Origin of the sequence: Arthrobacter sp. zg-Y919, assembly GCF_030142045.1 — a bacterium.
Taxonomy (GTDB): Bacteria; Actinomycetota; Actinomycetes; order Actinomycetales; family Micrococcaceae; genus Arthrobacter_B.
The window spans coordinates 1,220,979-1,245,373 of the sequence record NZ_CP126242.1 but is presented as its reverse complement, the minus strand read 5'-3'; the positions used below and the strand labels follow the sequence as shown (position 1 = coordinate 1,245,373).

Sequence of the window (24,395 nt, the reverse complement as noted above, 5' to 3'; positions counted from 1 at the left end):
TTTTTTGTGCTGAGGACCTAGTCGAACTGCGGGTGCTCGGTCCGGCTGCGCTTGAGTTCGAAGAACGCCGGGTTTGAAGCCAGCATGACGGCGCCGTCGAACATCCGGCCGGCTTCCTCGCCGCGTGGGATGCGGGTCAGCACGGGGCCGAAGAACGCGGTGCCGTTGAAGGCCACGATGGGGGTTCCGACGTCGTCGCCGACCTTGGCGATGCCTTCCTTGTGGGAGGCGCGCAGCTGCGCGTCGTACTCCTCGGTGTCAGCGTACTGCGCGAGCTCGGCAGGCAGGCCGACCTCGGCCAGCGCTTCACGGATCACCGTCGGGAAGTCGGAGTTCCCGCCGGTGTGGATGCGGGTGCCCATCGCGTCGTAGAGCTTCTTGATGTACTCGGTGCCGTGCAGTTCCCGGGCCGCGATGATCACGCGCACCGGTCCCCAGGCAGCGTCCATGCGCTTCCGGTAGTCCTCCGGGAGGTGGTCGCGGCCCTCGTTGAGCACCGACAGGCTCATCACATGCCAGTTGGTGCGGACATTGCGGACCTTTTCCACCTCGTCCATCCACCGGGACGTGACCCAGGCGAACGGGCACATCGGATCGAACCAGAAATCGGCAGTCGATACCGAACCGGCAGTGGATGCGGAACCGGCAGCGGACACAGAGGCATCAGCGGTCATGGAGAACTCCTTCGAAGCAGTCGGCGGCGCTTTGGCGCCCTTGGTACTACTTCCCTAAACCGTGGATCAGGCGGATTTGTTCCGGCGCTTCGTGGCCACAGCATGGGAGATGAGGGTCGGTTCGGCCTTCTTCTCCACGGTATCCGCCGTAATCACCACGGTGGCGACGTTTTCCTGGCTCGGCAGATCGAACATCACCGGCAGCAGGACTTCCTCCAGGATGGCCCGCAGGCCGCGGGCGCCGGTGCCGCGTTCCAGCGCCTGGTCGGCGATCGCGTCCAGTGCGCCCTGCTCGAAGGTGAGTTCGACGCCGTCGAGCTGGAACATCTTCTGGTACTGCTTCACCAGGGCGTTCTTAGGCTCTGTCAGGATCCGGATCAGGGCCGTGCGGTCCAGGTTGGAGACGGTGGTGATGACCGGCAGGCGGCCAATGAACTCGGGGATCAGGCCGAACTTCAGCAGGTCCTCGGGCATGACCTCGGCGTAGGAGTCCGTGCCCTTGGTGGTTTCGATCAGCGGCGCACCGAAACCGATGCCCTTGCGGCCGGACCGGGAGCCGATGATCTCCTCCAGGCCGGCGAAGGCGCCGGCAACAATGAAGAGGACGTTGGTGGTGTCGATCTGGATGAATTCCTGGTGCGGATGCTTGCGCCCGCCCTGTGGCGGCACGGAGGCAACGGTGCCTTCGAGGATCTTCAGCAGCGCCTGCTGGACGCCCTCACCGGAAACGTCCCGGGTGATGGAGGGGTTCTCACTCTTGCGGGAGATCTTGTCGATTTCGTCAATGTAGATGATGCCCTGCTCGGCCTTCTTGACGTCGTAGTCGGCGGCCTGGATGAGCTTCAGCAGAATGTTTTCGACGTCTTCACCCACGTACCCGGCTTCGGTGAGCGCGGTGGCGTCGGCGACGGCGAACGGGACGTTCAGGCGGCGGGCCAGCGTCTGCGCCAGATAGGTCTTGCCGCAGCCGGTGGGGCCGATCAGGAGGATGTTGGACTTGCCGATTTCGACGTCGTCGGCGGCTACGGCATCGGCAAGGTTTCCGGCACCCCGCGGGGCATGGCCGGCCTGGATGCGCTTGTAGTGGTTGTACACGGCGACGGCCAGCGAACGCTTGGCGGGTTCCTGGCCGATGACGTATTCCTGCAGCGAGTCAAAGATTTCCCGGGGTTTGGGCAGCTCGAAGGTCCCCAGATCGGCAACCTCGGAGAGTTCTTCCTCAATGATTTCATTGCAGAGGTCGATGCACTCGTCACAGATGTACACGCCGGGGCCGGCAATGAGTTTGCGCACCTGCTTCTGGCTCTTTCCGCAGAAAGAGCACTTGAGCAGATCCGTGCTCTCACCAATGCGAGCCATAGTTCAGTCCCCTTAGATGGTCCTTCAAAAACCGGTTCCGCAGCAGGTGCTGAGCCAACCATGATCCACTCTAGGACACTTGGCGGAGCTATTCAGCAACCAGACGGCCCGTGGTGCGATATTACGCGCCACGGGCCGCCGGAACAGGCTTACTTCTTGGTGCAGCTGGTTACATCTTGTTGATGGCCGGCGTCTTGAGCTTGCGGGAATCAAGCACCTGGTCGATCAACCCGTATTCCAGGGCCGAATCGGCGGTCAGGATCTTGTCGCGCTCAATGTCCGTGTTGACCTGCTCGGAGGTCCGGTTGGAGTGCAGCGCCAGGGTGTCTTCCAGCCAGGTGCGCATCCGCATGACCTCGGCGGCCTGGATTTCCAGGTCGGAGGCCTGTCCTCCCTGGCCGCCGGACAGGGAGGGCTGGTGGATGAGCACGCGGGCGTTCGGCAGTGCCAGGCGCTTGCCCGGCGTGCCTGCAGCGAGCAGCACGGCGGCCGCGCTGGCTGCCTGTCCGAGGCAGACCGTCTGGATCTCCGGGCGGATGTACTGCATGGTGTCGTAAATGGCCGTCATGGCCGTGAACGATCCGCCCGGGGAGTTGATGTACAGGGTGATGTCGCGGTCCGGGTCGGTGGACTCAAGGACCAGCAGCTGGGCCATGACGTCGTCTGCAGACGCGTCGTCAACCTGGACGCCCAGGAAGATGATGCGGTCTTCGAACAGCTTGGTGTACGGATCCTGGCGCTTGAAGCCGTAGGGCGTACGCTCTTCGAACTGCGGCAGGACGTAGCGGCTGGTGGGCATCTGCGGGGCGACGGCGGAGCCGGCGGTGCCGAAATTATGGTTCATGAATTACTCCTGAAGTCTGCAAATGGAGGGGTGGCTGGCCGGGGGGACCTTAGTCCTCGTCCTTGCCCTCTGCCTGGTCCTGGTTGGTTCCGCCGCCGCCGGTCACTCCGCCTGCGTGCGCGGAGATCTTGTCGAAGAAGCCGTATTCCAGGGCTTCCTGCGCGGTGAACCACTTGTCGCGGTCATTGTCCTTGAGGATGGTCTCAACGCTCTGGCCGGTCTGCTCGGCGGTCAGCTCAGCCATCACACGCTTCATGTTCAGGATCAGCTCAGCCTGGATCTTGATGTCCGAAGCCGTACCGCCGATTCCGCCGGAGGGCTGGTGCATCAGGATGCGGGCGTGCGGGGTCGCGTAGCGCTTGCCCTTGGTGCCGGAGGACAGCAGGAACTGGCCCATGGAGGCGGCAAGACCCGTTGCCACCGTGACGACGTCGTTCGGAATGAACTGCATGGTGTCGTAGATCGCCATGCCTGCGGTCACGGAACCACCGGGAGAGTTGATGTAAAGGTAGATGTCCTTCTCAGGGTCTTCCGCGGAAAGCAGCAGAAGCTGGGAGCAGATCGCGTTGGCATTCTCGTCCCGGACTTCCGAGCCCAACCAGATGATCCGCTCTTTGAGCAGGCGGTTGTAGATGTAGTCGTCCCGGCCGGCCGGGTCCACCGTTGCCATGGTGGGTGTGTTCGGTGCAGTTGCCATACTGAGTGACCTCTCGCTCTGGCAGGAACGGGTGCTGGCCGTGCCAGCGGCTCCTGCCGTTTGTCTCTTCTAGGACACTAGCCTGTTGCGGCTGTCCCCTGCTGCCGTTTCGCTGGCTGTTCGCTGACGGCGCACGATGCGCGTCACATCGGTGTGCGGCACGGCCCACCGGGGAAAACCCCGCTTAAACAGCTGTGCCGCCGGCCCGGAGGGACGGCGGCACAGTGGCTCTCCGGGGAGAACCGGACAGGCTAGGCCTTGTCTTCGTTCTGATCTTCGGTGTCTGCTTCTACTGCCTCGGCCTCTTCGCCGGCGGGCCGGACGAATTCGGTCAGGTCAATCTCGGCACCGTTGGTGTCGGTGACCTTGGCCAGCTCGAGGACCTTGGCCAGCGCCTTGCGGCGGCGGACTTCGCCGACCATCATCGGAACCTGGCCGCTCTGGTCGATCAGCTGGGCGAACTGGTTCGGATCCATGCCGTACTGCGAGGCGGATGAAACGATGTAGTCGATCAGTTCGTTCTGGTTGACCCCTACTTCTTCCTTCTCGGCTACGGCGTCAAGAATGATCTCGTTCTTGAAGGCGGCTTCCGTGTTGGCACGGACCTCGGCGCGGTGCTCTTCGGTGTCGTGGTCCGGACCGGAGGTCTGGGCGCTCTCGGAGTTGAAGTGCTGTTCGATCTGCTCTTCAATAACGGATTCCGGAACCGGAACCTCAACGAGCTCGAGCAGCTTCTCCAGGACCTTGTCGCGGGCCTCGACGCCCTGCTCCATCAGCTTGGACTCAGCGGCCCGCTTGGTGAGGTCTTCACGCAGTTCGGCAATGGTGTCGAACTCGCTTGCCAGCTGGGCGAAGTCGTCGTTGGCTTCGGGGAGCTCGCGCTCCTTGACAGCCTTGACCGTCACGGTCACCACGGCGTCGGCGCCGGCGTGCTCGCCGCCTGCCAGCTTGGTGTTGAAGGTGGCGGATTCACCGTTGCTCAGACCGGTGACGGCCTCGTCCATGCCCTCAAGCATGGTGCCGGCGCCTACCTGGTAGGACAGGTCTGCGGCCGAGTCGACCTCTTCGCCGTCAACCTTGGCAACCAGGTCCATGGTCAGGAAGTCATCGGCAGCTGCCGGACGGTCCACGGACTTCAGCGTGCCGAAGCGGCTGCGCAGTTCGTCCAGGGCCTTGACGACGTCCTCGTCGGACGCCTCGGCCGGCTCAACGGTGACCTCGAGGCCGGCGTAGTCCGGCAGCTCGATCTCGGGGCGGACGTCAAGCTCGACAGTGAAGACCAGCTGGCCTTCGTCGGTGGCCGGGTCCGGCACTTCGGTGATCTCAACTTCGGGCCGGCTCATGGGGCTGATACCGGTTTCCTGGACGGCCTCCGCGTAGAAGCCATTCAGTCCGTCGTTGATCGCCGTCTCGAGAACGTAGCCGCGGCCAACGCGCTGATCGATGAGGCGGTTGGGAACCTTGCCCTTGCGGAAGCCCGGGACCTGCACCTGAGTGGCGATGGTCTTGTAGGCCTCTTCGATGCTCGGCTTCAGTTCCTCGAACGGAACTTCGACGTTGAGCTTTACCCGCGTGGGTGTGAGGTTTTCTACGGCGCTCTTCACAGCGTAAGTTCTCCTGAGGGTTCTGGGATTGGTCTGCACCATGGTTATACAGAGTCGGGGTGACAGGATTTGAACCTGCGACTTCCTGCTCCCAAAGCAGGCGCTCTTCCAAGCTGAGCTACACCCCGTCAGTGCACCTGACAGCCTACCTGCCCTGAAGCGGGTATGACGAATTTCCGCGCTCCGGGACGGATTCCACACCCGGCAGGGAACCGGATGCTGGCCGATTATTCACGGCCGGTTGTCGCGTGCTAAGGTAAAACCTGCCTTACGGCGCCGGGGATGTAGCTCAATGGTAGAGCCTCAGTCTTCCAAACTGATTACGCGGGTTCGATTCCCGTCATCCCCTCCACCTTAGAAGGGCCTTCCGCTGTGCGGAAGGCCCTTCTGCGTTTGCCGGGGTGCACCGGGGCGCACGGCGCCTTGCCGCGGGTGCCGGTCCCCCGGTGCCGGCCGGTTGGTCAGTCCGCCTGGCAGGACGGGCACCAGTACAGTTTCCGCGCACCCATCTCGGTTCCAGACACCGGCGTTCCGCACCGCCGGCACGGCAGCCCCGTGCGTTGGTAGACATAGTGGGCTTCGGACACCGGAACAGGTTCGCCGGCGTCTTCCCGGTCCCCGGGAAGGGTGGTGATGATCCTGCCCTGCCGCACGCCGTCGTTCATCAGCCGGACGACGTCGTTCCACAGCTCCCGCGCTTCGTCCCCGTTGACGCTCCGCCCCAGCCGCCACGGGGAAATCCCGGCACGGAAGAGGACTTCGGCACGGTAGACATTGCCCACTCCGGCCAACACCTCCTGGTTCATCAGGAGCAGGCCAATCGGCGAGCCCTTGCTGCACAGCCGGCGGGTGAATTCGGCCGCCCGCTCGGCTCCAGCGGTGCCGTCGGCTCCGTCCGCCAGTGGGTCCGGCCCCAGCCGTGCCAGCACCTTGCTGCGCTCGGCTTCCGTCACCACCTCACAGGCGGTGGGGCCGCGTAGATCCGCCCAGCCGTGGTCGGAGACCAACCGGACCCGCACGGCCCCCTTTGGCTCGGGCGGCCCGGCGTATCCCGCGCCGTCGTCCCCTGCTGTCTCGCGCTCCCCCACCCGTCTGGGCGCACCGATGCTGGAGGCACCGGCGAACGTTTCATCTCCGCCGAAATCAAAGGCACCGTACAGGCCGAGGTGGATACGCAGATACAGATCGTTGTCGAAGTGCAGGAACAGCTGCTTCCCCGTGGCGGACGCGCCCTCGAGCACGTGGCCGTCCAGCTGCGCGGCACCTGCGGCGAACCGGCCCTGCGGACTGCTGACCGCGAGCCTGGACCCGCCGAATACGGAGGAGAACTGCCGGGCCAGGCGGTGTATGGAGTGGCCCTCGGGCATCAGAGAGTTGAACCGGTGGCTTCGTACCGTGCAATCTGCCCAATCCGGCGGACGTGGCGTTCGGCGTCGCTGAAGGGTTCGGCAAGGAAGGCCTCGATGATTTCCGTGGCTTCCTCGACGGTGTGCTGCCGGCCGCCGACAGCCACGATGTTCGCATCGTTGTGCTGCCGGGCGAGCCTGGCTGTTTCCAGGTTCCAGGCCAATGCCGCGCGGACGCCGCGGACCTTGTTGGCGGCGATCTGCTCGCCGTTGCCTGATCCTCCCAGCACGATTCCCAGGGCTGCGGTGCCGGCTTCCTGGTCCCGGACCACTGCCTCGGCGGCGTCAATGCAGAACGCCGGGTAATCGTCTTCCGCATCGTATTTCCGCGGACCGTGGTCGACGACGTCGTACCCCTTGCCCGCCAGATGGGCAATGAGGTGGGAGCTCAGGTCCATGCCTGCATGGTCGGTGGCAATGTGGACGCGCATGTGGAGTAAGTCCGTTTCGTCGGGGGTGGGGAACATGTCCAGCCTAACTTTCCCGTGGAGTGCCTTTCCAAATCCACGGCTCCTGGTCAGAAAATCCGGCTTACATTCCGCGCGGGCCTGCCGATAAGGCAGATAGGACCATATTCCGATCCCCCTGGGTTCGGCCCCGGTCCCCCCACGTCGGACGCGGGCGCTGCAGCCGTTCCACCGCAGCGTCCACCATGTCTCGCTCTACAAGGAATTACATTGAAAAGTGCAAAACTCGCAGTTCTGGCCGTCCTCGCCGTTGCCCTGACGGCCGGTGGACTGCCGGCGCAGGATTACACCGACCTCCCGGACCCGGCTGCCACCGGCGCGCCCGCCGGGGGCGCCGCATCGACGTTGCCTCCCACATCCCCGGCGCAGGAGCCGGCGGATGATGCGACGGCGGCTACGGTACCGGCCACGCCCGAAGCGGCAGCCACGGAACCGGTGCAGCCCACCGCCCCTGCGGACGCGAAATCCGAGCAGTCCGGCGGTGAGACGGACGATCCGAAGGACGACGAGGGCTACGAGCCGGTGGTCGGCGGCGGTTTCCCCGTTCCCGGGCCTAACACCCCGATGGTGACGGACCCCGACGGAACCGTCCGGTCGGCCGTCGAGACCGACATCTCCGCGGTCCACGATCACGGCACCTCCACCTTCAGTGCACGGAATGGCGGAGCAAGCACCGCGGGTGCGGCGGCCCGCAGCGGAACCATCAAGGTCACCCTGGTCTTTGCCACCCTGACGGATAACCGCAACGGGGTGGACCAGAACGCCGCCCGCGGCTCCATCGCCGAGGCAAACAAATACTGGCGCGCCATGTCCAACAACCGGCTGGGTATGAGCATCGTGGCGGAAAGATCCATTAACAGCAGCGCGAACTCCGGGCAGGACTACGCGGACATGATGAACACCATCAGGCGGGACCTCAACTGGTACGAAGATCCCGATGAGGCCCTGGTGGTCTTCGTCCCGGCAGGGGACCTGCGCAGCGGGGGCTACGGCGGCATTCTGGGCGGCGGCTGGACCAGCGGACCAACGAGCGGCTCGGTGCTTATGCCCCGCCCCTCCGGCTTCACCAATAACGTGGTCACCCACGAGCTCGGCCATGTCCTGGGCCTGCTCCACGCCAACAGCCTCAAATGCAACAACGGGCTCTCCGACGTCTGGCTTGGCGGTAACGGTGCGTGGGGCGACGGATCCTGTACTTCACGCGAATACGGAGATACCTCGGATCTGATGGGCTATGCCCAGTACCCGATGCCGGTCATCAACTCCTTCTTCTGGGACATAGGCGGATTCGGCCGCGGCGATGAAATACGCAATGCGGGCACTCCGGCGTCGTCCACCAGCTATACCCTGAGGGCCTGGGCAGGGTCGGATTCGAACCGGGCCGTCAAGTTCAAGGACTCGTCAGGGGAAACCTACTATCTGGAGCTGCGGCTTCCCGTGGGATATGACGCTTCCACAGCCGTCGGAGGAAACCGCGGAGTCAAGATCGTGAAACGGGACCTGGCCAACAACTGGGCGCTCAATTCGCTCGTGGTGGCACCGAATACCCGCGACTTCGCCGGATACACCAACGCAAACAGCACCTGGCAGGCAGGCCAGACCTTCCGTACCCACACGGGCACTACCGTCAAGATTGATTGGATCAGCGCGGATGCGGCTTCGGTCACCGTCACCGGCGGCAGCGCCGCACGTGCCGGGCAGGACATTGCTTCCGTCCGTTCTGCCCAGCCGTGGCTGGGTAACGCGACGTCGGAAGTCGTCGGCGGACTTCGTGATGGAGGCTCCTACCAGACGTTCCAGAACGGCGTTATTATTTGGGCGCCCGGTTACGGCGCCCATGCAGTCAGTGGCGCTGTTCGTTCCGGGTATGTCGCCCAGAATTCCCAGGACGGCCCACTAGGCTACCCCACCTCGGGAGAACTCCCCGGAGGTAAGGGCGGCGTCTACCAGAACTTCGAGGGCGGCGTCATCTATTGGAGCGCACCCACTGGTGCCCGCGTTTCCCCCAATGGCGAGATCCGGCAGGCATTCGCCCGCCAAGGCTGGGAGCACGGAAGCCTTGGCTACCCGACGACCGAGATCGTGGCGATCCCCGGGGGCGGCACGTTCCAGAACTACCAGGGCGGATCCATCATGTGGCGCTCGGGTATTGGGGCGTATGTGTCAAAAGCGGGACCGATCCGGGACGTCTATGCCGCACAGGGCTATCAGACAGGAAAGCTTGGCTTCCCCCTCTCCGACGAGTATGCGTCGGCCGGCGGCCTGATCCAGGACTATGAAGGCGGACGCCTCATCTGGTCTGCCTCGCACGGCACCCGGACACTCTCAGGGTCTATCGGGTACTCGTACATGGCTTCGGGTGGACCCGCAGGAAAATTGGGCTTCCCCAGTGAAAACGAAGTGGTTCTGAACAACGGCGGTGCCTCACAGCGGTTCCAGTACGGAACCATTTACTGGAGCCCCGGGACCGGATCTGTTCACCTGCCTGACGGCGTCATTTCGGACGAGTACCGCAAACAGGGTGCCCAGAACAGCAAGTTTGGCTATCCCGTCTCCGGGCAGTCGGCCGTTGCCGGCGGTCTTACCCAGGAATTCCAGGGCGGACGCCTGACGTGGTCCCCGGAGACCAAGGTCAACAGCGTTGCCGGTTCCATCGGCTACGCCTACTCGATGGCCGGCGGACCTTCCGGGGTATACGGTTTCCCGCTCGGACAGGAATCCGCTCTGGCCCAGGGGGCAGTGCAGCACTTCAAAAACGGTGTCATCTACTGGAGCACGGCCACGGGCTCGGCCCCTATCCGGAATGGCGCCCTGCTGGATGTTTACCGCAAGCAGGGAAGCGAGAAGGGTAAGCTGGGCTATCCGACTGCTGCTGAAGTTCCTTTGGCTAATGGGGTCTACCAGTCCTTCCAAGGCGGGGCCATCTACTGGTCCCCCTCGGCGGGTGCGCACAGCAACATCGGCAGTGTCCGAGCCGTGTATGCGGCAAACGGCTACGAACATGGCTTCCTGGGGATGCCGACCTCGGGTGAGGTGCCCATCAAGGACGGCGGTGTCTACCAGTCCTTCCAGGGAGGCGCCATCTACTGGTCGCCCGCAACCGGTGCCCACGCCAACGCCGGCGGAATCAGGACGGCATACGCCAACCAGGGGTGGGAAAACGGCCCGTTGGGATTCCCTGTCACCGGGGAGATCAAGATCAGGGATGGGGGCGCGTACCAGTCCTTCCAGGGAGGAACCATTTACTGGTCAGCCGCAACAGGACCCCAGATTAACGCCGGACGCATACGCACTGCCTATGCGGAACAGGGCTGGGAAAACGGACGGCTGGGCTATCCGAGGTCCGGCGAATATGCCGTTCCCGGTGGGACAGAACAATTGTTCCAGGGTGGCAAAATTACGCTTCGCTCCAACGGTTCGGTTCAGATCACCTACGTGTAAGAAAAGGACATCTGGTGAGACAATGTTGCAATTGTCGTAAATAGTCCAGCGGTTCCACGGACCCGTGGAACCGCTGGACACGCCCCTTTCGAAAGGCACCCCCTTGCCAGGTATGAATCTCACGCGCTCCGAGGCCCGTGAACGCGCTGAACTGATAAATGTCGAATCTTATGACGTGAATCTGGACCTCACCCGGGGGGATGAGGTCTTCGGCAGCACCACGGTTGTCCGGTTCTCCGCACAGCAGGGCGCCTCCACGTTTATCGATGCCGTTACCGCCGCCGTCCACCGGATTACCTTGAACGGCGTATCCCTGGACCCGGCGGAGGTGTCCGACGGCGTACGCATTTCCCTGCCGAACCTCGCCGAGTCCAATGAACTGGTGGTGGAGGCCGACGCCCTCTACATGAACACCGGTGAGGGCCTGCACCGCTTCGTTGATCCGGTGGACAACGAGGTTTACCTGTATTCGCAGTTCGAGGTGCCGGACTCCCGCCGGATGTTCGCAGTCTTCGAGCAGCCCGACCTCAAAGCCACCTTCCGTTTTACGGTCACGGCGCCGTCGCACTGGGATGTCATCTCCAACTCCCCCACCCCGGAACCCGTTGCCGCCGGCGACCTGAACGACGCCAGCCCGCGCTCCACCTGGTCCTTCGAGCCGACCCCGCGCATCTCGTCCTACATCACCGCCTTGATCGCCGGCCCGTACCAGTCCGTCCGCAGCGAACTGACCAGCTCCGACGGACGCACCATCCCCCTGGGTGTGTTTGCCCGCCGGTCCCTGATGCAGTTCATGGACGCAGAGAACATCTTCGAACTGACCCGGCAGGGCTTTGCCTTCTACGAGGAGCAGTTCGGCACCCCCTACCCGTTCGAAAAGTACGACCAGCTCTTCGTGCCGGAGTTCAACGCCGGCGCCATGGAAAACGCCGGCGCCGTGACCTTCCTGGAGAGCTACGTCTTCCGCTCCCGGGTCACGGACGCCACGGTTGAACGCCGCGCAGTGACCATCCTGCACGAACTGGCACACATGTGGTTTGGCGATCTCGTCACCATGCGCTGGTGGAACGACCTCTGGCTGAACGAATCCTTCGCGGAGTTCATGTCCACCCTCGCGGCGGCGGAGGCCACGGAGTTCAAGCAGGCGTGGACCACCTTCGCCTCCCTGGAAAAGGCCTGGGCCTACCGCCAGGACCAGTTGCCCACCACCCACCCGATCGTCGCCGAAATCCGCGACCTGGAAGACGTCCAGGTCAACTTCGACGGCATCACCTACGCCAAGGGCGCTTCGGTGCTCAAGCAGCTGGTGGCCTGGGTCGGCCAGGACAAGTTCATGGCCGGGGTGCGCGAGTACTTCGGCAAGCACGCCTGGCACAACACGGAGCTCGCGGACCTGCTGTCGGAGCTGGAAACCGCCAGCGGACGGGACCTGAAGGAATGGTCCGCCCAGTGGCTGGAAACCGCCGGCGTGAACACGCTGCGCCCTGAAATCGAGACCGACGGGGACGGCACCATCACCTCCTTCGCCGTCCTGCAGAGCGCCATCGAGGAATACCCCACGCTGCGCCCGCACCGCCTGGCCATCGGCTTCTACAACCCGGACGAAGACGGCCGGCTGCAGCGCACGCACCGCGTGGAGCTCGACGTCGACGGCGGACGCACCGAGGTGCCCGACCTCGCCGGTCAGCCCCGGCCGGCCCTGGTGCTGCTCAACGACGACGATCTTGCCTACGCAAAGATCCGCCTCGACGATGCCTCGCAGCACACCGCCACCAGGAACCTGCGCAACATTGCCGATTCCCTTCCCCGCACCCTCGTCTGGGCCTCGGCCTGGGACGCTGCGCGGGATGCGGAGATCCCGGCCCGCAACTATGTGGAACTGGTCCTGCAGAACATCGCCTCCGAATCCGATTCCACCGTGGTGCAGGTATTGCTGCGCCAGCTGGCCACCACCCTGGCCTTCTATGTCAGCCCCGCAGACCGTGAACCCATGATGGTTGCCGCCGCGGACAGCCTTTGGGAGCTGGCCTCCGCTGCGGAGCCGGGTTCGGATTCCCAGCTGCAGTTCGTCAAGGCCTTTGCCGCCCATGCCTCCTCCGGCGCGCAGCTGGACACGCTGGCGGCATTGTTCGCCGGCAGCCAGTCCCTTGAAGGGCTGAGCATTGACGCGGACCTGCGGTGGGAGCTGCTCACCGGCCTCGTGGCGGGGGGCCGGATGGGTGCCGAAGATATCGACGCCGAGCTGGAACGCGATGCCACCGCCACCGGTGCCCTTGCCGGCGCCATGGCACGGGCGGCGCTGCCCACCGCCGAGGCAAAGGCGGCGGCCTGGGAAGCGATCGTGGAACGGTCGGACATGCCCAACGCCGCCCAGCGTTCCGCCATCGCCGGGTTCATGCGGGTCCACGACGCGCAGCTGCTGGAACCGTATGCCGACAAGTACTTCGCGTCGATCCGCGATGTCTGGGCCAGCCGGACCCATGAGATTGCCCAGCAGATCGCCGTCGGCCTCTATCCCTCCCGGCTGACCCGTCGGGAAACGGTGGAGGCCACCGATTCCTTCCTGGCCGATCTGGGCGCGGACTCCCCCTCACTGCGCCGCCTGATCCTGGAAAACCGCGACGGCGTCGTCCGCGCATTGAAGGCCCAGGACGCCGACCGGTAGCACCAAACCGCGGCGGTTTCCCTTCCATGTGAGGGCGGAGACGGTAGCTTGGAGAGCGTGAACCTTTCCGAACACCGTTACACGCTCGAGCTCGAATGGACGGGAAACCGCGGCGGGGGCACGGACTCGTACCGCGGCTACGGCCGCGACCACCTCATCCGGGCCGCCGGGCTGCCCGACCTGCCCGGAACCGCCGATCCAACCTTCCATGGGGACCGCGACCGCTGGAACCCCGAACAGCTGCTGCTTGCCGCCCTGGCACAGTGCCATATGCTGTCCTACCTCCATGTCGCGGTCCGGAACGGCATCCGTGTCCTTGCCTACCAGGACTCCCCCGAGGGTCTGCTGCGCCTGAACCGGGACGGCAGCGGTGAATTCACCTCGGTGCTGCTGCGCCCCCAGGTGACCATCGATGACGCCGGCGGTCCCGCCGCCGTCGAGCTGGCCGGAGGCCCGATGCACAGCGAGGCGCACCGCCTCTGCTTCATCGCCAGGAGCGTGAACTTCCCGGTGGAGCACCAGCCGGTAATCTTCAGCAGCACCGGGATACCGTCCGGGGACGGCGTGGCCGGGTAGCCTTAACCGCAGACCCTCTCCGGCTACAACATAAGGATGACCAGCTACCCGTGCTTTCCGCTTCCGAAATTGACCTCTCGTCAGTGACCCTCAACGACTTTGACATGTCGGGCCTGATCGAGGCTGCCGTTATTGTCCTGGCCGCCACCGGCGTCTGGTTCGCCGCGCGCTTCCTGATCAACCGGTTGGTGGCGCGTGCCCAGAAGGGCTATTCGCTGCTGCATTCCTCCAAGATCAAATGGGCGCAGCCGGTGATGCGCAACCTGGACAAGAAACGCCGCGCCCAGCGTGCCGACACCATCGGCGCCCTGCTCCGCAGCGCCGTCAATGTCTCCATCTGGACTGTCGCGATCATCATGGTGCTGGACGCCATCGGAATCAACATCGCCCCGCTGCTGGCCAGCGTCGGCATTGTCGGTATTGCCCTTGGTTTCGGCGCGCGGGAACTCATCCGCGACGCGCTGGCCGGATTCTTCATCACCATTGAGGACCAGTACGGGATCGGCGACGTCATCGAAGTTGGTGACACCGCCGGAACGGTGCAGTCGGTGGGGATCCGGATTACCCGGATCATCGATGACCGCGGCGTCATCTGGTACATCCGCAACGGTGAAATCGCCAAGATCGGCAACCGCTCCCAGGGCACCTACGTGGGCGAGGCCGAACCGGCGAAGACGGAACCCGTCAAGGACGGAATGGCCGCCAATGACTGATCCGGCCCCGCTGGGCGAACCGGCGCCGCCCAGCGCCTCATCCCTCCCGCTGCAGCCCGCGCAGCCGTCCAGCCAGCAGCCGCCGGCCTTCCAGCAGCCGCAGTACACCGACAACTTCTACGAGGCCGTAGGCGGCCACCCCACCTTCGTGAAGCTCGTTGACGTGTTCTACGACGGTGTGGCTGACGATCCGCTGATGCGCCCGATGTATCCCGAAGAGGACCTGGGCCCCGCCAAGGAACGCCTGCTGCTCTTCCTGGAGCAATACTGGGGCGGCCCGAAGACCTACGGCGAACAGCGCGGACATCCGCGCCTGCGGATGCGGCACATGCCGTTCATCGTCACCCCCGCGGCCCGGAATGCCTGGCTGCGCCACATGCGCGCCGCCGTCGACTCCCTCGACCTCTCTCCCCTGCACGAGGGAACCCTGTGGGACTACCTGGAGCGGGCCGCCCACTCCATGGTCAACTCGGCGTAAAGCCGCGCCGGGCTGCCAGCGTCTACAGGACCGCCGGCAGCCGCGTCAGGACGTGCCCGCGGGCTGTGCTCAGCCGCAGCCAGCGCCCGTTGCTGAACAGGGCGGCCTCGGCGCCTCCGGCGTCCGGGCCGTCCCCCGGCAGGAAGCCGAGGGAGAGCGCCGCAAATGCGGCTCCCGCCGGCACCGGCACCGCGGTTCCGCCCATTGGCTGCGCCCAGACTCCGGAACGCGCACTGTGTACGACGGCGGCTCCCGGGCTCTGCGGCAGCATCGCAGCCACCTCACGGATTCCGCGGTGCGCGGTCTGCTCCAGGAGCTGGACGGGGACCCGGCCGGCCGGCTCCCAGCCGGACCGCGGAGGCAGAATGCCCGCCCAGGTCTCACGCACGGTCATCGGCGGCACCTGAAGCAGCGTCTCGGCGGATCCCATCCGGGCCAGCCGGTCGCCTACCGCCGAGAGCTGCACCGTGGCGTCAACCTCGGCGGGGGACGCCAACGGCATGGTCCGCAGGCCCAGCACGGTCGGGGTGCCCTCACCCAGGATGCGGGGGCGCAGGATGCACACATAGGCGGCCAGGACACTGCCGACCGCCTGCAGGCGTACGGCACCGTCATCGGCGGCCCTGGCACGGGTGATGAAGTTGCGCAGATCAGCCGTGACCTGCGGATCCGCCAGCTGGAGCTCGGTGTCCATCTAGTTTCCTTTTCCTGCAGTGGCGGCGGCACGGAACGGCACAGGCTCGCCCAGCCATTCCTGGAGCACCCGGCGCTGTCTGTCGGTGAGCGGCATGGGTTTGCCGGTGGCCGCCTCCACCTGCACCATGGCCGCTTCGGCGTGGGCATACACCGTGTCCCGGTCTTCATCGGCCAGCCGGAAGCCGTAACTGAGACTGCTGGAACCGATGCGTGTCACCCAGACGTCCACCCAGAGAGGTTCCTTCCCGTGGAGCAGCGGCGCGAGATACTCGATTTCCTGCCGGGCCACATAGGTTGCCGTCCGGTCCCCGGTCAGGTCGCGAAAGCTCCCCGGTCCCCCGGCACCCTCCGGCAGCGGCAGCAGGCCCAGCTGGACCCGTGCCTCCTCGAGGAACTGGACGAACGCGACGTTGTTAACGTGGCCGTTGGGATCTTGGTCGCCGAACCGAAGCTGGATGGGAAAACGATGCATGCTCCCATCCTTTCAGAGAGTGAGGTTTGCCCTAAAACGCCGTCCGCGGTCCGGCGGCGATGTTACTGCCCGGTACGTTTAAGATAAGAGTGTTCCGTGGTTCCCCCGGAAGCGTTGCCTTTGCTGCTAGGAGATAGTCCCTGATGTCCATTGATGAGTCCTTCGATCCGACAGCCTCGCTGTTGAAACTGCTGAACCTCAGCTCTGCCGGCGGTGCGAAGACGGATGAGGACATCTTTGTCGGTGACTCCCAGCCGGAGCCGCGCAAGCGGGTCTTCGGCGGGCAGGTGCTGGGCCAGTCCCTCGTCGCCGCTGCCCGGACCGTTCCCGAAGACCGGGTCATGCACTCCATGCACGGCTACTTCCTGCGTCCCGGTGACACCGAAGTGCCCATCACCTTCGGCGTGGAACGCCTAAGGGACGGCCGGTCCTTCTCCGCCCGGCGCAGCCACGCGTACCAGGACGGCAAACCGATCCTGTCCATGATTGCCTCCTTCCAGATTCCCGATTCCGGCGTCGACCACCAGGAGGAGATGCCTGCGGGCATCCCCGAACCGGAGGACCTGCCGACCACTGCCGAACTGCTGAAGGACTTCGACCATCCCGTGGCCGAAGCCTGGTCCCACCGGCGCCCGATGGATATCCGCCACGTCATGGACCCGGTCTACGTCCGCGCCGGCCGCGAAAAGACACCGCACAACGCGGTCTGGATGAAGACGTTCAAGCCGCTGCCCGACGGCGAGAACCTGCACCGCGCGGTCCTCGCCTATGCCAGCGACTACACGCTGCTGGAACCGGTCCTGCGCGGGCACGGGCTTTCCTGGACCACCCCCGGCATGAGCATTGCCAGCCTGGACCACGCCATGTGGTGGCACCGCCCGGTGCGGGTTGATGACTGGCTGCTGTATGTCCAGGAATCACCGAGCGCCTCCGCCGCCCGTGGCCTGTCCACCGGCCGGATCTTCAACCGCAGCGGCGAACTGGTGGCCACCGTGGCCCAGGAAGGAATGATCCGCATTCCGCAGTAGCTGCATCCGCCGCAGACACAAAAAGAGCTCCGCTTCCCCTGGGGGAAGCGGAGCTCTTCGTTATCCGGGAGCGCCCTTAGTCGCGGGTGAGGCGGCGGTGGGTTACCCGGTGCGGCTTGGCCGCGTCCGGGCCGAGTCGTTCGATCTTGTTCTGCTCGTAGGACTCGAAGTTGCCCTCGAACCAGTACCAGTTCGCCGGGTTCTCTTCGGTGCCTTCGAAGGCCAGGATGTGGGTGGCCACCCGGTCCAGGAACCAGCGGTCGTGGGAGACCACCACGGCACAGCCGGGGAATTCCAGCAGTGCGTTTTCCAGGCTGGAAAGGGTTTCCACGTCCAGGTCGTTAGTGGGCTCATCGAGCAGGAGCAGGTTTCCGCCCTGCTTCAGGGTCATCGCCAGGTTCAGGCGGTTGCGCTCACCACCGGAGAGCACCCCGGCCTTCTTCTGCTGGTCCGGACCCTTGAAGCCGAAGGCCGACACATAGGCACGCGACGGCATTTCCACCTGGCCCACCTGGATCCAGTCGTGCCCCTCGGAAACGACTTCCCACAGGCTCTTCTCCGGATCGATCCCGCCGCGGGACTGGTCCACGTAGGAGATCTTCACGGAGTCGCCGATCTTCAGTTCACCGCCGTCGAGCTCTTCCAGGCCGACGATGGTCTTGAACAGCGTCGACTTACCAACGCCGTTCGGGCCGATCACGCCGACAATGCCGTTGCGGGGCAGGGAGAAGGACAGGCCGTCAATAAGCTGCCGGTCACCGAAGCCCTTCTGCAGGTTCTTGGCCTCAAGGACCAGGGAACCCAGCCGCGGGCCCGGCGGGATCTGGATTTCTTCGAAGTCCAGCTTGCGGGTGCGGTCGGCCTCCGCGGCCATTTCCTCGTAGCGGGCCAGACGGGCCTTCGACTTGGTCTGGCGGCCCTTGGCATTGGAGCGGACCCAGTCCAGCTCATCGGTGAGGCGCTTGGCCAGCTTCTGGTCCTTTTTGCCCTGGACTTCCAGGCGGGCACGCTTCTTCTCCAGGTAGGTGGAGTAGTTACCCTCGTACGGGTACAGGTGCCCGCGGTCGACCTCGGCAATCCACTGGGCCACGTGGTCCAGGAAGTACCGGTCGTGGGTCACGGCCAGGACGGCGCCGTGGTAGGCCGACAGGTGCTGCTCAAGCCAGAGCACGCTCTCCGCGTCGAGGTGGTTGGTGGGTTCGTCAAGGAGCAGCAGGTCCGGCTTCTGCAGCAGCAGCTTGCACAGTGCCACGCGCCGCCGCTCACCACCGGAGAGAAGGGTGACATCGGCTTCGGGCGGTGGGCAGCGCAGGGCGTCCATGGCCTGTTCGAGCTGGGAATCAATGTCCCAGGCATCGGCGGCGTCGATGGCTTCCTGCAGCTTGCCCATTTCCTCGAGCAGGCTGTCGAAGTCAGCGTCCGGCTGCGACATCTCTTCAGAAATTTCGTTGAACCGCTGGATCTTGCCGTAGATCTCTCCAACGCCCTCCTGGACGTTGCCGAGTACGGTCTTTTCCTCATTCAGCGGCGGTTCCTGGAGCAGGATTCCCACCGTGTAGCCGGCGCTGAGCCGGGCCTCACCGTTGGAGGGGGTGTCCAGTCCAGCCATGATCTTGAGGATGGTGGACTTACCCGCACCGTTGGGACCCACCACGCCGATCTTGGCACCGGGGTAGAAGGACATGCTTACGTCGTCGAGGATAACTTTGTCGCCAACGGCCTTGCGGGCCTTGGTCATCGTGTAGATAAATTCCGCCATACCACCAAGGCTAATGTGTCAGCGCCGATATATACCATTTGTCCCGATTCGGCAGGGCAGGCTCCAGTCCCAGATCCAGCGTCAGTCCCGGCTTGAGTCCCCGGCGTCAGTCCCGGTTTCAGTCCCCCACGAAGCAGCCGCCGTCGGACAGCGGTGGAAGCACGGTCACGGTGGCCGCACCGTCCCTCACTTCGCCGAACACACATTCCCCGCCCTGCAAGGCGGCGGCCTGGATCGAGTCGATCTCCAGCCCGGTGGGGGTCCGGTCAGCCGAGACTTCCACCGATGCCGCCGGGAACCCGGCCGCGGCGAAGGCGTCAGCCATGGCCTGCCGGTCCGGGGATGGATCGGATGCGGCCAGCTTCCCGAGTTCCGATTCCAGCGTTTCCACCGGCGTGGGACTGGACTCGGCAGCGCGGGGCGGGGCCGGTTCCGTGGCCGCGGAACCGGCGGGCGCCGCGACCTTGTCTTCCCCGGCGCCCTCCCCCGTCATGATGCAGCCGGCAAGGACCACTGCGAGCGCCATAGAGCCTCCCGCCAGCGCAATGGCAGCGGCGTGCGGGGGTCTGCGGCGGTCCGTCATCCGGTGATTGTGCCATGCGCCATACTGCCGGGAGAAGGTAGCCGGGCAAGGAAAGCCGCAGCGAACCGCGCCTAATACGGTGTGACGGCCGGTTCGCGCTCGTCCCCGGTCGTTAAGACCTCTTCCCCGGGTCCGACGGTGCGGCTTTCATCGCTGCTGTCTTCATCGGCGCTGCCTTCTCCGGTGGGATCGAGCAGCTCCCCGGTCAGCGGGTCCAGCCGGCCCAGGGACCCATCGAGGTCAGGGTCGCCCGCGGTTCCGCCGACGCCTGCACTGTCCCGGCCCCGGTCCCCGCCCTCGCCCCGATCCCCTGCGGATCCGTCCGTTCCGGCGGACAGGGTGCGGCGGAAATTGGCCGTCCCCCACATCAAGTCGTGGCCCACCGTGTCTGCATCGATGTCCGCGCTGGTGCCGCTTCGGCCGTCCTCCGTGGCCCATTGCCGCAGGCGCAGCCGCCCGGTCACCACCACCCGGTCGCCCTTATGGATGCTGAACGCGGCATTGGTGGCGAGCTGGCGAAAAAGACTGACGGCATACCAATTTGTCTGCCCGTCCAGCCAACTCCCGGTGTCGCGGTCATAACGGCGTTCCGTCGTGCACATCCGGAAGCTGGCCACCGCGAGCCCGTTGTCGGTGGTGTTCCGGCGGATATCGGTGGCGACGTAGCCCCGGAGCGTAATGGTGTCGGTCATGTTGTCCTGCCTTCGGCTCACTGCCGCGGCGTGCTGCGCCGTGCCCTGTACGGCCCTGCACGGTCCGGCGGCCTGGGTACCGGCGGGTCCGCCGGTTCAGCCAGTTTCCGGCTTGCCGCAGGCAGAGACCCCGGGACAGCCGCGGTTGTGGATACCGGCGGAGCCTGCCTCGACGGGAGGACGGATGTGGAGGACAAGCTGTAGAGGACAGGCTGTAGAGGACAGGCTGTGGAAGACAACCGGCCCAAACTGCAAAGTGCCCCCGGCGCGACTCGAACGCGCAACCTACGGATTAGAAGGCCGTTGCTCTATCCATTGAGCTACGGGGGCAACCTCACGATGATACTACGGCGACCACATCCTGCGTTTCGGACCGCCCGGCGGACGGCGTTCCGCAACCCTGCGAAAAAAACTCCAGCCGGTCTGCATCCAAGACAGCCCCCCCGGAAGTAATAGGGGTGTAAGTCACTAACCCGTACCGATGGGTGCGGCAGATCAAGGAGCTCAGACCATGCGCAAGACCGCTACCGCTCTTACGGCCCTCGGCCTAGGTACCGCCGCAGCCTTCTCCGCTGTACCGGCATCGGCAGCCGACACGGATATGGCAAAACTGTCGGTACTGCACGGCGTACCGGACACCCCGGTGGACGTGTACGTCAACGGCACGCTTACCCTGGACGACTTCATGCCCGGTGAACTTGCCGGGCCGCTGGACCTGCCCGGCGGGAACTACCAGCTCGCCATCACCGCCGCCGATGCCACGGATGCATCCGCCCCGATCATCGGCCCGGTATCTGCGGATCTGGCAGCGGGAGGAAACTACACCGCCACGGCCAACCTCGATGCCTCGGGCAGCCCGACGGCGAATTTGTTCACCAATGACACATCGGCCGTCGAAGCGGGCAAGTCCCGTCTGACCGTCCGGCACGTAGCGGCCGCTCCCGCCGTCGATGTCCTGGCCGGTGGAACGCCGGTCATCTCCGGCCTGACCAACCCCAATGAGAAGGCGCTGACAGTCGACGCCGGAACAGTCTCCGCGTCGGTCGCCGCGGCGGGCACCACGACGCCGGTGATCGGTCCGGCGGACCTGGCCCTGGCCGAAGGTACGAACACGATTGTCTATGCGTGGGGCTCACTTGAAGCGGGGAACCTGGCCCTCGCCACCCAGACCATCGAGGGGATGCACTCCGCACCCCACGCGGTGCCGGGTGCCATGGAGCAGGTCGCCCAGTCCGGGGATGACCAGGCCCTGACGGCGGCTGCTGCCGCCGGCGGCGTTGCACTGCTCGCCCTGGGCGCCGCCCTGCTCCGCCGCCGTTCCGCGGTCAGCGGCAGCTAGCAGCACCCGCCCGATCCCCCCGGTGCTGCTGCGCACCCCCTTTCCGCGCGGCAGCACCGGGGCCCCTTTCTTTTCCGGAGGTCCATCCATGCCCCTTACCCCCCTGCGGCGGTTCGCAGCAGCGGCCACTCTCTCTGCGGCCGTCCTTGCCGGAACTGCGGCGTGCGGCGGCACCCCCGAAGCCGAATCGCCGCCCACCTCCATTTCGGCGGCGCCAACATCCGCCCCGCCGTCGGCGCCGTCCGGAGCCCCCTCCGCTGAGATACCCGTGCGGCCGGCCGTACCCACCCCTGCGGAAGAGGTTCCCGAGCCCGTCCGGGTGAGCGTGGAGGGAACCGGCATTGAGCTGGAGGTCATCCCCGTGGGCCAGGAAACGAATGGAGCCATGACGCTGCCGGACAACCATTACCAGGCCGGTTGGTACCGCTACGGTCCGGCACCCGGCTCCTCCCGCGGAGCGGCGGTGCTGGCAGCGCATGTGGATTCCCGGACCGAAGCACTTCCCATCGCTGACTTGGACGATGTTCCTGCCGGCACCCCCGTCACCGTGACCCGCAGCGACGGAACGGTCCTGCGCTACACCACCGAGAAGGTGCAGAACATTCCCAAGGCCTCACTCGACGAATTCAACCTCTTTGACCGCGACGGCGCGCCGCGGCTGGAACTGGTTACCTGCGGCGGGAAATGGCTGGAATCCGAGGGTGACTATGAAGACAACGTTGTGCTTACCGCCGTACCCGTACCATAGTGGCAACCCCAGAGAGCTGCCGGGTACCGGAGGCAGCCCCGTATGGCAGGAGAACGGCACTGATGCCCACGGGAGCGCCAGAGAACGACGCCGCGATGGACTCTGCCTTCGCGGCGGGGGACGAAGCAGCGCTGGCCGAGGCCTACCGCCGCTTCTCACCCCTGATCCGCGCGCTGGCGCTGCGCAGGCTGCTCGATCCGGGCGCTGCCGACGACGCCGTTCAGGAAGTGTTCATCCGGGCCTGGAAGTACCGGGACAGCTACGCACCTGACCGATCCACCCTGGCCGCCTGGCTGGTCGGGATCGGACGGAACGTGGCCGCCGGCATGGCCATGGCAAGGGCCCGTTCCTCGGAGACCCTGATGGAAACCCCGGAGACCGGACGGACCCAGGTTCCACCCGCCGGCCCGGATCCCGATGGTGTGGCGGACCGTGTGGTCCTTGACGCCGAACTGGCCAGGCTCGGGGAACCACAGGGTTCCATCCTCCGCCTGGCCTTCCACGAAGACCTGACACATCAGCAGATATCGGAAACACTGAAACTCCCGTTGGGTACCGTAAAGAGCCACATCCGAAGAAGTCTTGTCCAACTCCGGCAGCGATTGGAGGTCAGCGATGCAGCATCTGCCACCTGAAGCGCTGGCCCTGTGCGCCCTGGGCGAGGCCGGGCCGGAAGAGGCTGCCCATCTCGACAGCTGCACCGAATGCACCACCGAGGTCACTGCACTGCAGCGGGTTGTAACCGCTGGAAGGGCACCGGCCGCACCGGAGGGACTCCCCCGGCCGCCGTCGCAGGTCTGGGCCGGCATCCATGACCGGCTTGGGCTCAGTGATGCCGTCCGCACTGATCCCTTTGAGGCGGCACCCTGGAATCAAGCCCCGCCGGTCGAAGCGCCGCCCACCGCTGGGGCTTCCCCGGTACCGCTGGATTCCGTCCGGAAGCGGCGGGAGAGGCGGCGGCTGCCTCAGATCCTCGGCGCTGCGGCCGCGGCGGTGGTGCTGGCTGCCGCCGGCACCTGGGGCATCTCGCGCATTGTGGCGGACCGGAGCGAAACCATCGCCGCGGTGGACCTGGATCCTTTGCCCGCGTACTCGGAATCGGGGCGCGCGGAGGTGGACCAGCGGTCCGACGGCGGCCGCGAGCTGGTCGTCACGGCAACCGGTTCCGGTGCGCAGGGGTTCCGCGAGGTGTGGCTGATCGCCCCCGACGTCGAGCGGATGGTTAGCCTCGGGACGATGGAGGGGACGGAAGGCCGGTTCACCATCCCGGCTAACCTTGACCTCGATGAGTACCCAATTGTTGACATCTCCGACGAGCCTTTTGACGGCAACCCCACGCACTCCGGGGATTCGATCCTCCGCGGCGTCCTTGACCCCTAGGGTTTCCACGCAGGGTCCGGCCGGCCGTGGCTGAAGCGCTGGACGTCGCCGCCGAGTGGTGGTCCCGGGTCTTGGCCGGCTTCGGCCGTGTTCCCGCTGTGGATCCGGATGCCCGGGTGCTGTTGCTGATTACAGCCGTAGCCGCCTTGCTCAGCATCCCCCGGGGAACCTGGCGGTGGTTCGGGCTGTTCGTGACCTTCGTCCACGAACTCGGCCACGCCTTTGCCGCCCTGATGACCGGGCAGGTGGTCAAGGGCATCCGTCTGCGCTTCGATCATTCCGGCGACATGCGGTCCCTGGGCCGGGGCGGGTTCCCTGCAGCGTGGGCCGGCTTCTGGGGCTACCCCGTACCGGCCGTGGTGGGTACTGTCCTGGTCCTTGCCGCCCTTGGCGGCTGGTCCGGGGCAGCACTGTCCGCCAGTGCCCTGGTGCTGCTCGGTGCGCTGCTGTTCATCCGGAACGGGCAGGGATTCGTGATCGCCTTTGGCTGCGCCGGGATTTCGGTACTGCTGGTCTGGTTCGCGGCCCCGCCGGTGGCCGGCTATGTGGCCATGTGCACCGGGATTGCGCTCCTGGTCGGGGCGGTCCGGGACTGGGTGAACCTGCTGGGCGTACACACACGCCGGCGCCGGAACCTGGAAAGCTCCGACGCCTACATCCTCTCCCGGCGCACCGGGGTTCCTGCCGTCGTCTGGCTGGCGGGGTTCGCCCTCGTGATCGCCGCTTCGCTGGCTACAGCGGTCCTCGCCTTCCTGCGCGGATAATTCCGCGCGG

23 protein-coding genes and 3 tRNA genes are annotated in these 24,395 nt (G+C 65.5%); 12 read left to right on the top strand and 14 right to left on the bottom strand.

The genetic code is table 11. The features are described from left to right. Positions 1-17: 17 nt before the first annotated feature. The 6 genes from QNO10_RS05905 to QNO10_RS05880 all read right to left on the bottom strand — a co-directional run bounded on the left by QNO10_RS05905 (position 18) and on the right by QNO10_RS05880 (position 5,306). Positions 18-674 (bottom strand): mycothiol-dependent nitroreductase Rv2466c family protein, encoded by a 657-nt coding sequence (locus QNO10_RS05905; protein ID WP_229948774.1) that lies wholly within the window; start codon positions 672-674, stop codon positions 18-20. A 66-nt stretch (positions 675-740) separates the two neighbouring features. Beyond that, complete coding sequence (gene clpX / locus QNO10_RS05900) at positions 741-2,033, bottom strand: ATP-dependent Clp protease ATP-binding subunit ClpX (RefSeq protein ID WP_229948776.1); 1,293 nt, start codon at positions 2,031-2,033, stop codon at positions 741-743. Positions 2,034-2,202: 169 nt separating this feature from the next. Continuing rightward, on the bottom strand, positions 2,203-2,877 hold the full coding sequence (locus tag QNO10_RS05895; RefSeq protein ID WP_227921049.1) for an ATP-dependent Clp protease proteolytic subunit: 675 nt from the start codon (positions 2,875-2,877) through the stop codon (positions 2,203-2,205). A gap of 49 nt (positions 2,878-2,926) precedes the next feature. Beyond that, positions 2,927-3,547: an ATP-dependent Clp protease proteolytic subunit gene (locus QNO10_RS05890; protein ID WP_229948941.1), complete on the bottom strand. Its 621-nt coding sequence runs from the start codon at positions 3,545-3,547 to the stop codon at positions 2,927-2,929. A 278-nt stretch (positions 3,548-3,825) separates the two neighbouring features. Further along, positions 3,826-5,178 carry a trigger factor gene (gene tig, locus QNO10_RS05885; protein WP_229948778.1) on the bottom strand — a complete coding sequence of 451 codons (1,353 nt, stop codon included), beginning with the start codon at positions 5,176-5,178 and terminating at the stop codon, positions 3,826-3,828. A 54-nt stretch (positions 5,179-5,232) separates the two neighbouring features. After that, a tRNA-Pro gene (locus QNO10_RS05880) sits at positions 5,233-5,306 on the bottom strand. 150 nt (positions 5,307-5,456) lie between these two features. Between QNO10_RS05880 and QNO10_RS05875 the strand changes: the two genes are divergently transcribed. Then, positions 5,457-5,530, top strand: a tRNA-Gly gene (locus tag QNO10_RS05875). Positions 5,531-5,639: 109 nt separating this feature from the next. Here the strand turns inward: QNO10_RS05875 and QNO10_RS05870 are convergent. Next, positions 5,640-6,545: an Fpg/Nei family DNA glycosylase gene (locus QNO10_RS05870; protein ID WP_229948780.1), complete on the bottom strand. Its 906-nt coding sequence runs from the start codon at positions 6,543-6,545 to the stop codon at positions 5,640-5,642. Beyond that, on the bottom strand, positions 6,545-7,015 hold the full coding sequence (locus QNO10_RS05865) for a ribose-5-phosphate isomerase (protein ID WP_229948944.1): 471 nt from the start codon (positions 7,013-7,015) through the stop codon (positions 6,545-6,547). The genes QNO10_RS05870 and QNO10_RS05865 overlap by 1 nt, the downstream gene beginning before the upstream one ends. Before the next feature lie 246 nt (positions 7,016-7,261). On the opposite strand from QNO10_RS05865, the gene QNO10_RS05860 reads away from it, so the two are divergent. From QNO10_RS05860 to QNO10_RS05840, 5 genes are all read left to right on the top strand, one after another. Next, positions 7,262-10,492 carry a hypothetical protein gene (locus QNO10_RS05860; RefSeq protein WP_229948781.1) on the top strand — a complete coding sequence of 1,077 codons (3,231 nt, stop codon included), beginning with the start codon at positions 7,262-7,264 and terminating at the stop codon, positions 10,490-10,492. Between the two features lie 112 nt (positions 10,493-10,604). Continuing rightward, on the top strand, positions 10,605-13,157 hold the full coding sequence (gene pepN / locus QNO10_RS05855) for an aminopeptidase N (RefSeq protein ID WP_229948946.1): 2,553 nt from the start codon (positions 10,605-10,607) through the stop codon (positions 13,155-13,157). Between the two features lie 57 nt (positions 13,158-13,214). Next, a complete protein-coding gene (locus QNO10_RS05850; protein WP_229948784.1) occupies positions 13,215-13,733 on the top strand; it encodes an OsmC family protein in 519 nt (172 codons plus the stop codon). A 50-nt stretch (positions 13,734-13,783) separates the two neighbouring features. Continuing rightward, positions 13,784-14,446, top strand: coding sequence for a mechanosensitive ion channel family protein (locus QNO10_RS05845; protein ID WP_229948786.1), 663 nt, complete (start codon positions 13,784-13,786; stop codon positions 14,444-14,446). Then, on the top strand, positions 14,439-14,924 hold the full coding sequence (locus tag QNO10_RS05840) for a globin (protein WP_229948788.1): 486 nt from the start codon (positions 14,439-14,441) through the stop codon (positions 14,922-14,924). The genes QNO10_RS05845 and QNO10_RS05840 overlap by 8 nt, the downstream gene beginning before the upstream one ends. Before the next feature lie 22 nt (positions 14,925-14,946). On the opposite strand, the gene QNO10_RS05835 is transcribed toward QNO10_RS05840, so the two are convergent. After that, positions 14,947-15,618, bottom strand: coding sequence for a DUF8185 domain-containing protein (locus tag QNO10_RS05835; protein WP_229948789.1), 672 nt, complete (start codon positions 15,616-15,618; stop codon positions 14,947-14,949). Then, a complete protein-coding gene (locus QNO10_RS05830; protein WP_229948792.1) occupies positions 15,619-16,092 on the bottom strand; it encodes an acyl-CoA thioesterase in 474 nt (157 codons plus the stop codon). 143 nt (positions 16,093-16,235) lie between these two features. Here QNO10_RS05830 and QNO10_RS05825 point away from each other — a divergent pair, with 143 nt between their 5' ends. Continuing rightward, positions 16,236-17,120 (top strand): acyl-CoA thioesterase, encoded by an 885-nt coding sequence (locus tag QNO10_RS05825; RefSeq protein ID WP_229948794.1) that lies wholly within the window; start codon positions 16,236-16,238, stop codon positions 17,118-17,120. A gap of 76 nt (positions 17,121-17,196) precedes the next feature. Here QNO10_RS05825 and ettA read toward each other — a convergent pair whose 3' ends face one another. From ettA to QNO10_RS05805, 4 genes are all read right to left on the bottom strand, one after another. Beyond that, on the bottom strand, positions 17,197-18,879 hold the full coding sequence (gene ettA / locus QNO10_RS05820) for an energy-dependent translational throttle protein EttA (protein ID WP_229948796.1): 1,683 nt from the start codon (positions 18,877-18,879) through the stop codon (positions 17,197-17,199). A gap of 118 nt (positions 18,880-18,997) precedes the next feature. Next, entirely contained in the window at positions 18,998-19,462 is a 465-nt protein-coding gene (locus QNO10_RS05815) for a DUF6993 domain-containing protein (protein ID WP_229948799.1), read from the bottom strand. Between the two features lie 71 nt (positions 19,463-19,533). Further along, positions 19,534-20,154 carry a single-stranded DNA-binding protein gene (locus QNO10_RS05810; RefSeq protein ID WP_229948801.1) on the bottom strand — a complete coding sequence of 207 codons (621 nt, stop codon included), beginning with the start codon at positions 20,152-20,154 and terminating at the stop codon, positions 19,534-19,536. Positions 20,155-20,411: 257 nt separating this feature from the next. Continuing rightward, a tRNA-Arg gene (locus QNO10_RS05805) sits at positions 20,412-20,484 on the bottom strand. 181 nt (positions 20,485-20,665) lie between these two features. Here QNO10_RS05805 and QNO10_RS05800 point away from each other — a divergent pair. The 5 genes from QNO10_RS05800 to QNO10_RS05780 all read left to right on the top strand — a co-directional run bounded on the left by QNO10_RS05800 (position 20,666) and on the right by QNO10_RS05780 (position 24,385). Continuing rightward, entirely contained in the window at positions 20,666-21,493 is an 828-nt protein-coding gene (locus QNO10_RS05800; RefSeq protein ID WP_229948803.1) for a DUF4397 domain-containing protein, read from the top strand. 88 nt (positions 21,494-21,581) lie between these two features. Further along, positions 21,582-22,241: a class F sortase gene (locus QNO10_RS05795; protein ID WP_229948805.1), complete on the top strand. Its 660-nt coding sequence runs from the start codon at positions 21,582-21,584 to the stop codon at positions 22,239-22,241. Between the two features lie 62 nt (positions 22,242-22,303). After that, positions 22,304-22,876, top strand: a complete 573-nt coding sequence (locus QNO10_RS05790; RefSeq protein ID WP_229948807.1) for an RNA polymerase sigma factor — start codon at positions 22,304-22,306, stop codon at positions 22,874-22,876. Continuing rightward, a complete protein-coding gene (locus tag QNO10_RS05785) occupies positions 22,857-23,621 on the top strand; it encodes an anti-sigma factor (protein ID WP_229948808.1) in 765 nt (254 codons plus the stop codon). Before QNO10_RS05790 ends, QNO10_RS05785 begins: the two co-directional genes overlap by 20 nt. A gap of 26 nt (positions 23,622-23,647) precedes the next feature. Continuing rightward, entirely contained in the window at positions 23,648-24,385 is a 738-nt protein-coding gene (locus QNO10_RS05780) for a M50 family metallopeptidase (RefSeq protein WP_229948810.1), read from the top strand. The last annotated feature ends 10 nt before the right edge of the window (positions 24,386-24,395 follow it).

Coding starts and splice junctions, on each gene's coding strand:
- QNO10_RS05785 (WP_229948808.1), top strand. CDS start 22,857: ATGCAGCATCTGCCACCTGAAGCGCTGGCCCTGTGCGCCCTGGGCGAG.
- QNO10_RS05865 (WP_229948944.1), bottom strand. CDS start 7,015: ATGCGCGTCCACATTGCCACCGACCATGCAGGCATGGACCTGAGCTCC.
- QNO10_RS05810 (WP_229948801.1), bottom strand. CDS start 20,154: ATGACCGACACCATTACGCTCCGGGGCTACGTCGCCACCGATATCCGC.
- QNO10_RS05825 (WP_229948794.1), top strand. CDS start 16,236: ATGTCCATTGATGAGTCCTTCGATCCGACAGCCTCGCTGTTGAAACTG.
- QNO10_RS05830 (WP_229948792.1), bottom strand. CDS start 16,092: ATGCATCGTTTTCCCATCCAGCTTCGGTTCGGCGACCAAGATCCCAAC.
- QNO10_RS05815 (WP_229948799.1), bottom strand. CDS start 19,462: ATGACGGACCGCCGCAGACCCCCGCACGCCGCTGCCATTGCGCTGGCG.
- QNO10_RS05890 (WP_229948941.1), bottom strand. CDS start 3,547: ATGGCAACGGTGGACCCGGCCGGCCGGGACGACTACATCTACAACCGC.
- pepN (WP_229948946.1), top strand. CDS start 10,605: ATGAATCTCACGCGCTCCGAGGCCCGTGAACGCGCTGAACTGATAAAT.
- QNO10_RS05790 (WP_229948807.1), top strand. CDS start 22,304: ATGCCCACGGGAGCGCCAGAGAACGACGCCGCGATGGACTCTGCCTTC.
- QNO10_RS05895 (WP_227921049.1), bottom strand. CDS start 2,877: ATGAACCATAATTTCGGCACCGCCGGCTCCGCCGTCGCCCCGCAGATG.
- ettA (WP_229948796.1), bottom strand. CDS start 18,879: ATGGCGGAATTTATCTACACGATGACCAAGGCCCGCAAGGCCGTTGGC.
- QNO10_RS05835 (WP_229948789.1), bottom strand. CDS start 15,618: ATGGACACCGAGCTCCAGCTGGCGGATCCGCAGGTCACGGCTGATCTG.
- clpX (WP_229948776.1), bottom strand. CDS start 2,033: ATGGCTCGCATTGGTGAGAGCACGGATCTGCTCAAGTGCTCTTTCTGC.
- QNO10_RS05870 (WP_229948780.1), bottom strand. CDS start 6,545: ATGCCCGAGGGCCACTCCATACACCGCCTGGCCCGGCAGTTCTCCTCC.
- QNO10_RS05905 (WP_229948774.1), bottom strand. CDS start 674: ATGACCGCTGATGCCTCTGTGTCCGCTGCCGGTTCCGCATCCACTGCC.
- QNO10_RS05840 (WP_229948788.1), top strand. CDS start 14,439: ATGACTGATCCGGCCCCGCTGGGCGAACCGGCGCCGCCCAGCGCCTCA.
- QNO10_RS05795 (WP_229948805.1), top strand. CDS start 21,582: ATGCCCCTTACCCCCCTGCGGCGGTTCGCAGCAGCGGCCACTCTCTCT.
- QNO10_RS05800 (WP_229948803.1), top strand. CDS start 20,666: ATGCGCAAGACCGCTACCGCTCTTACGGCCCTCGGCCTAGGTACCGCC.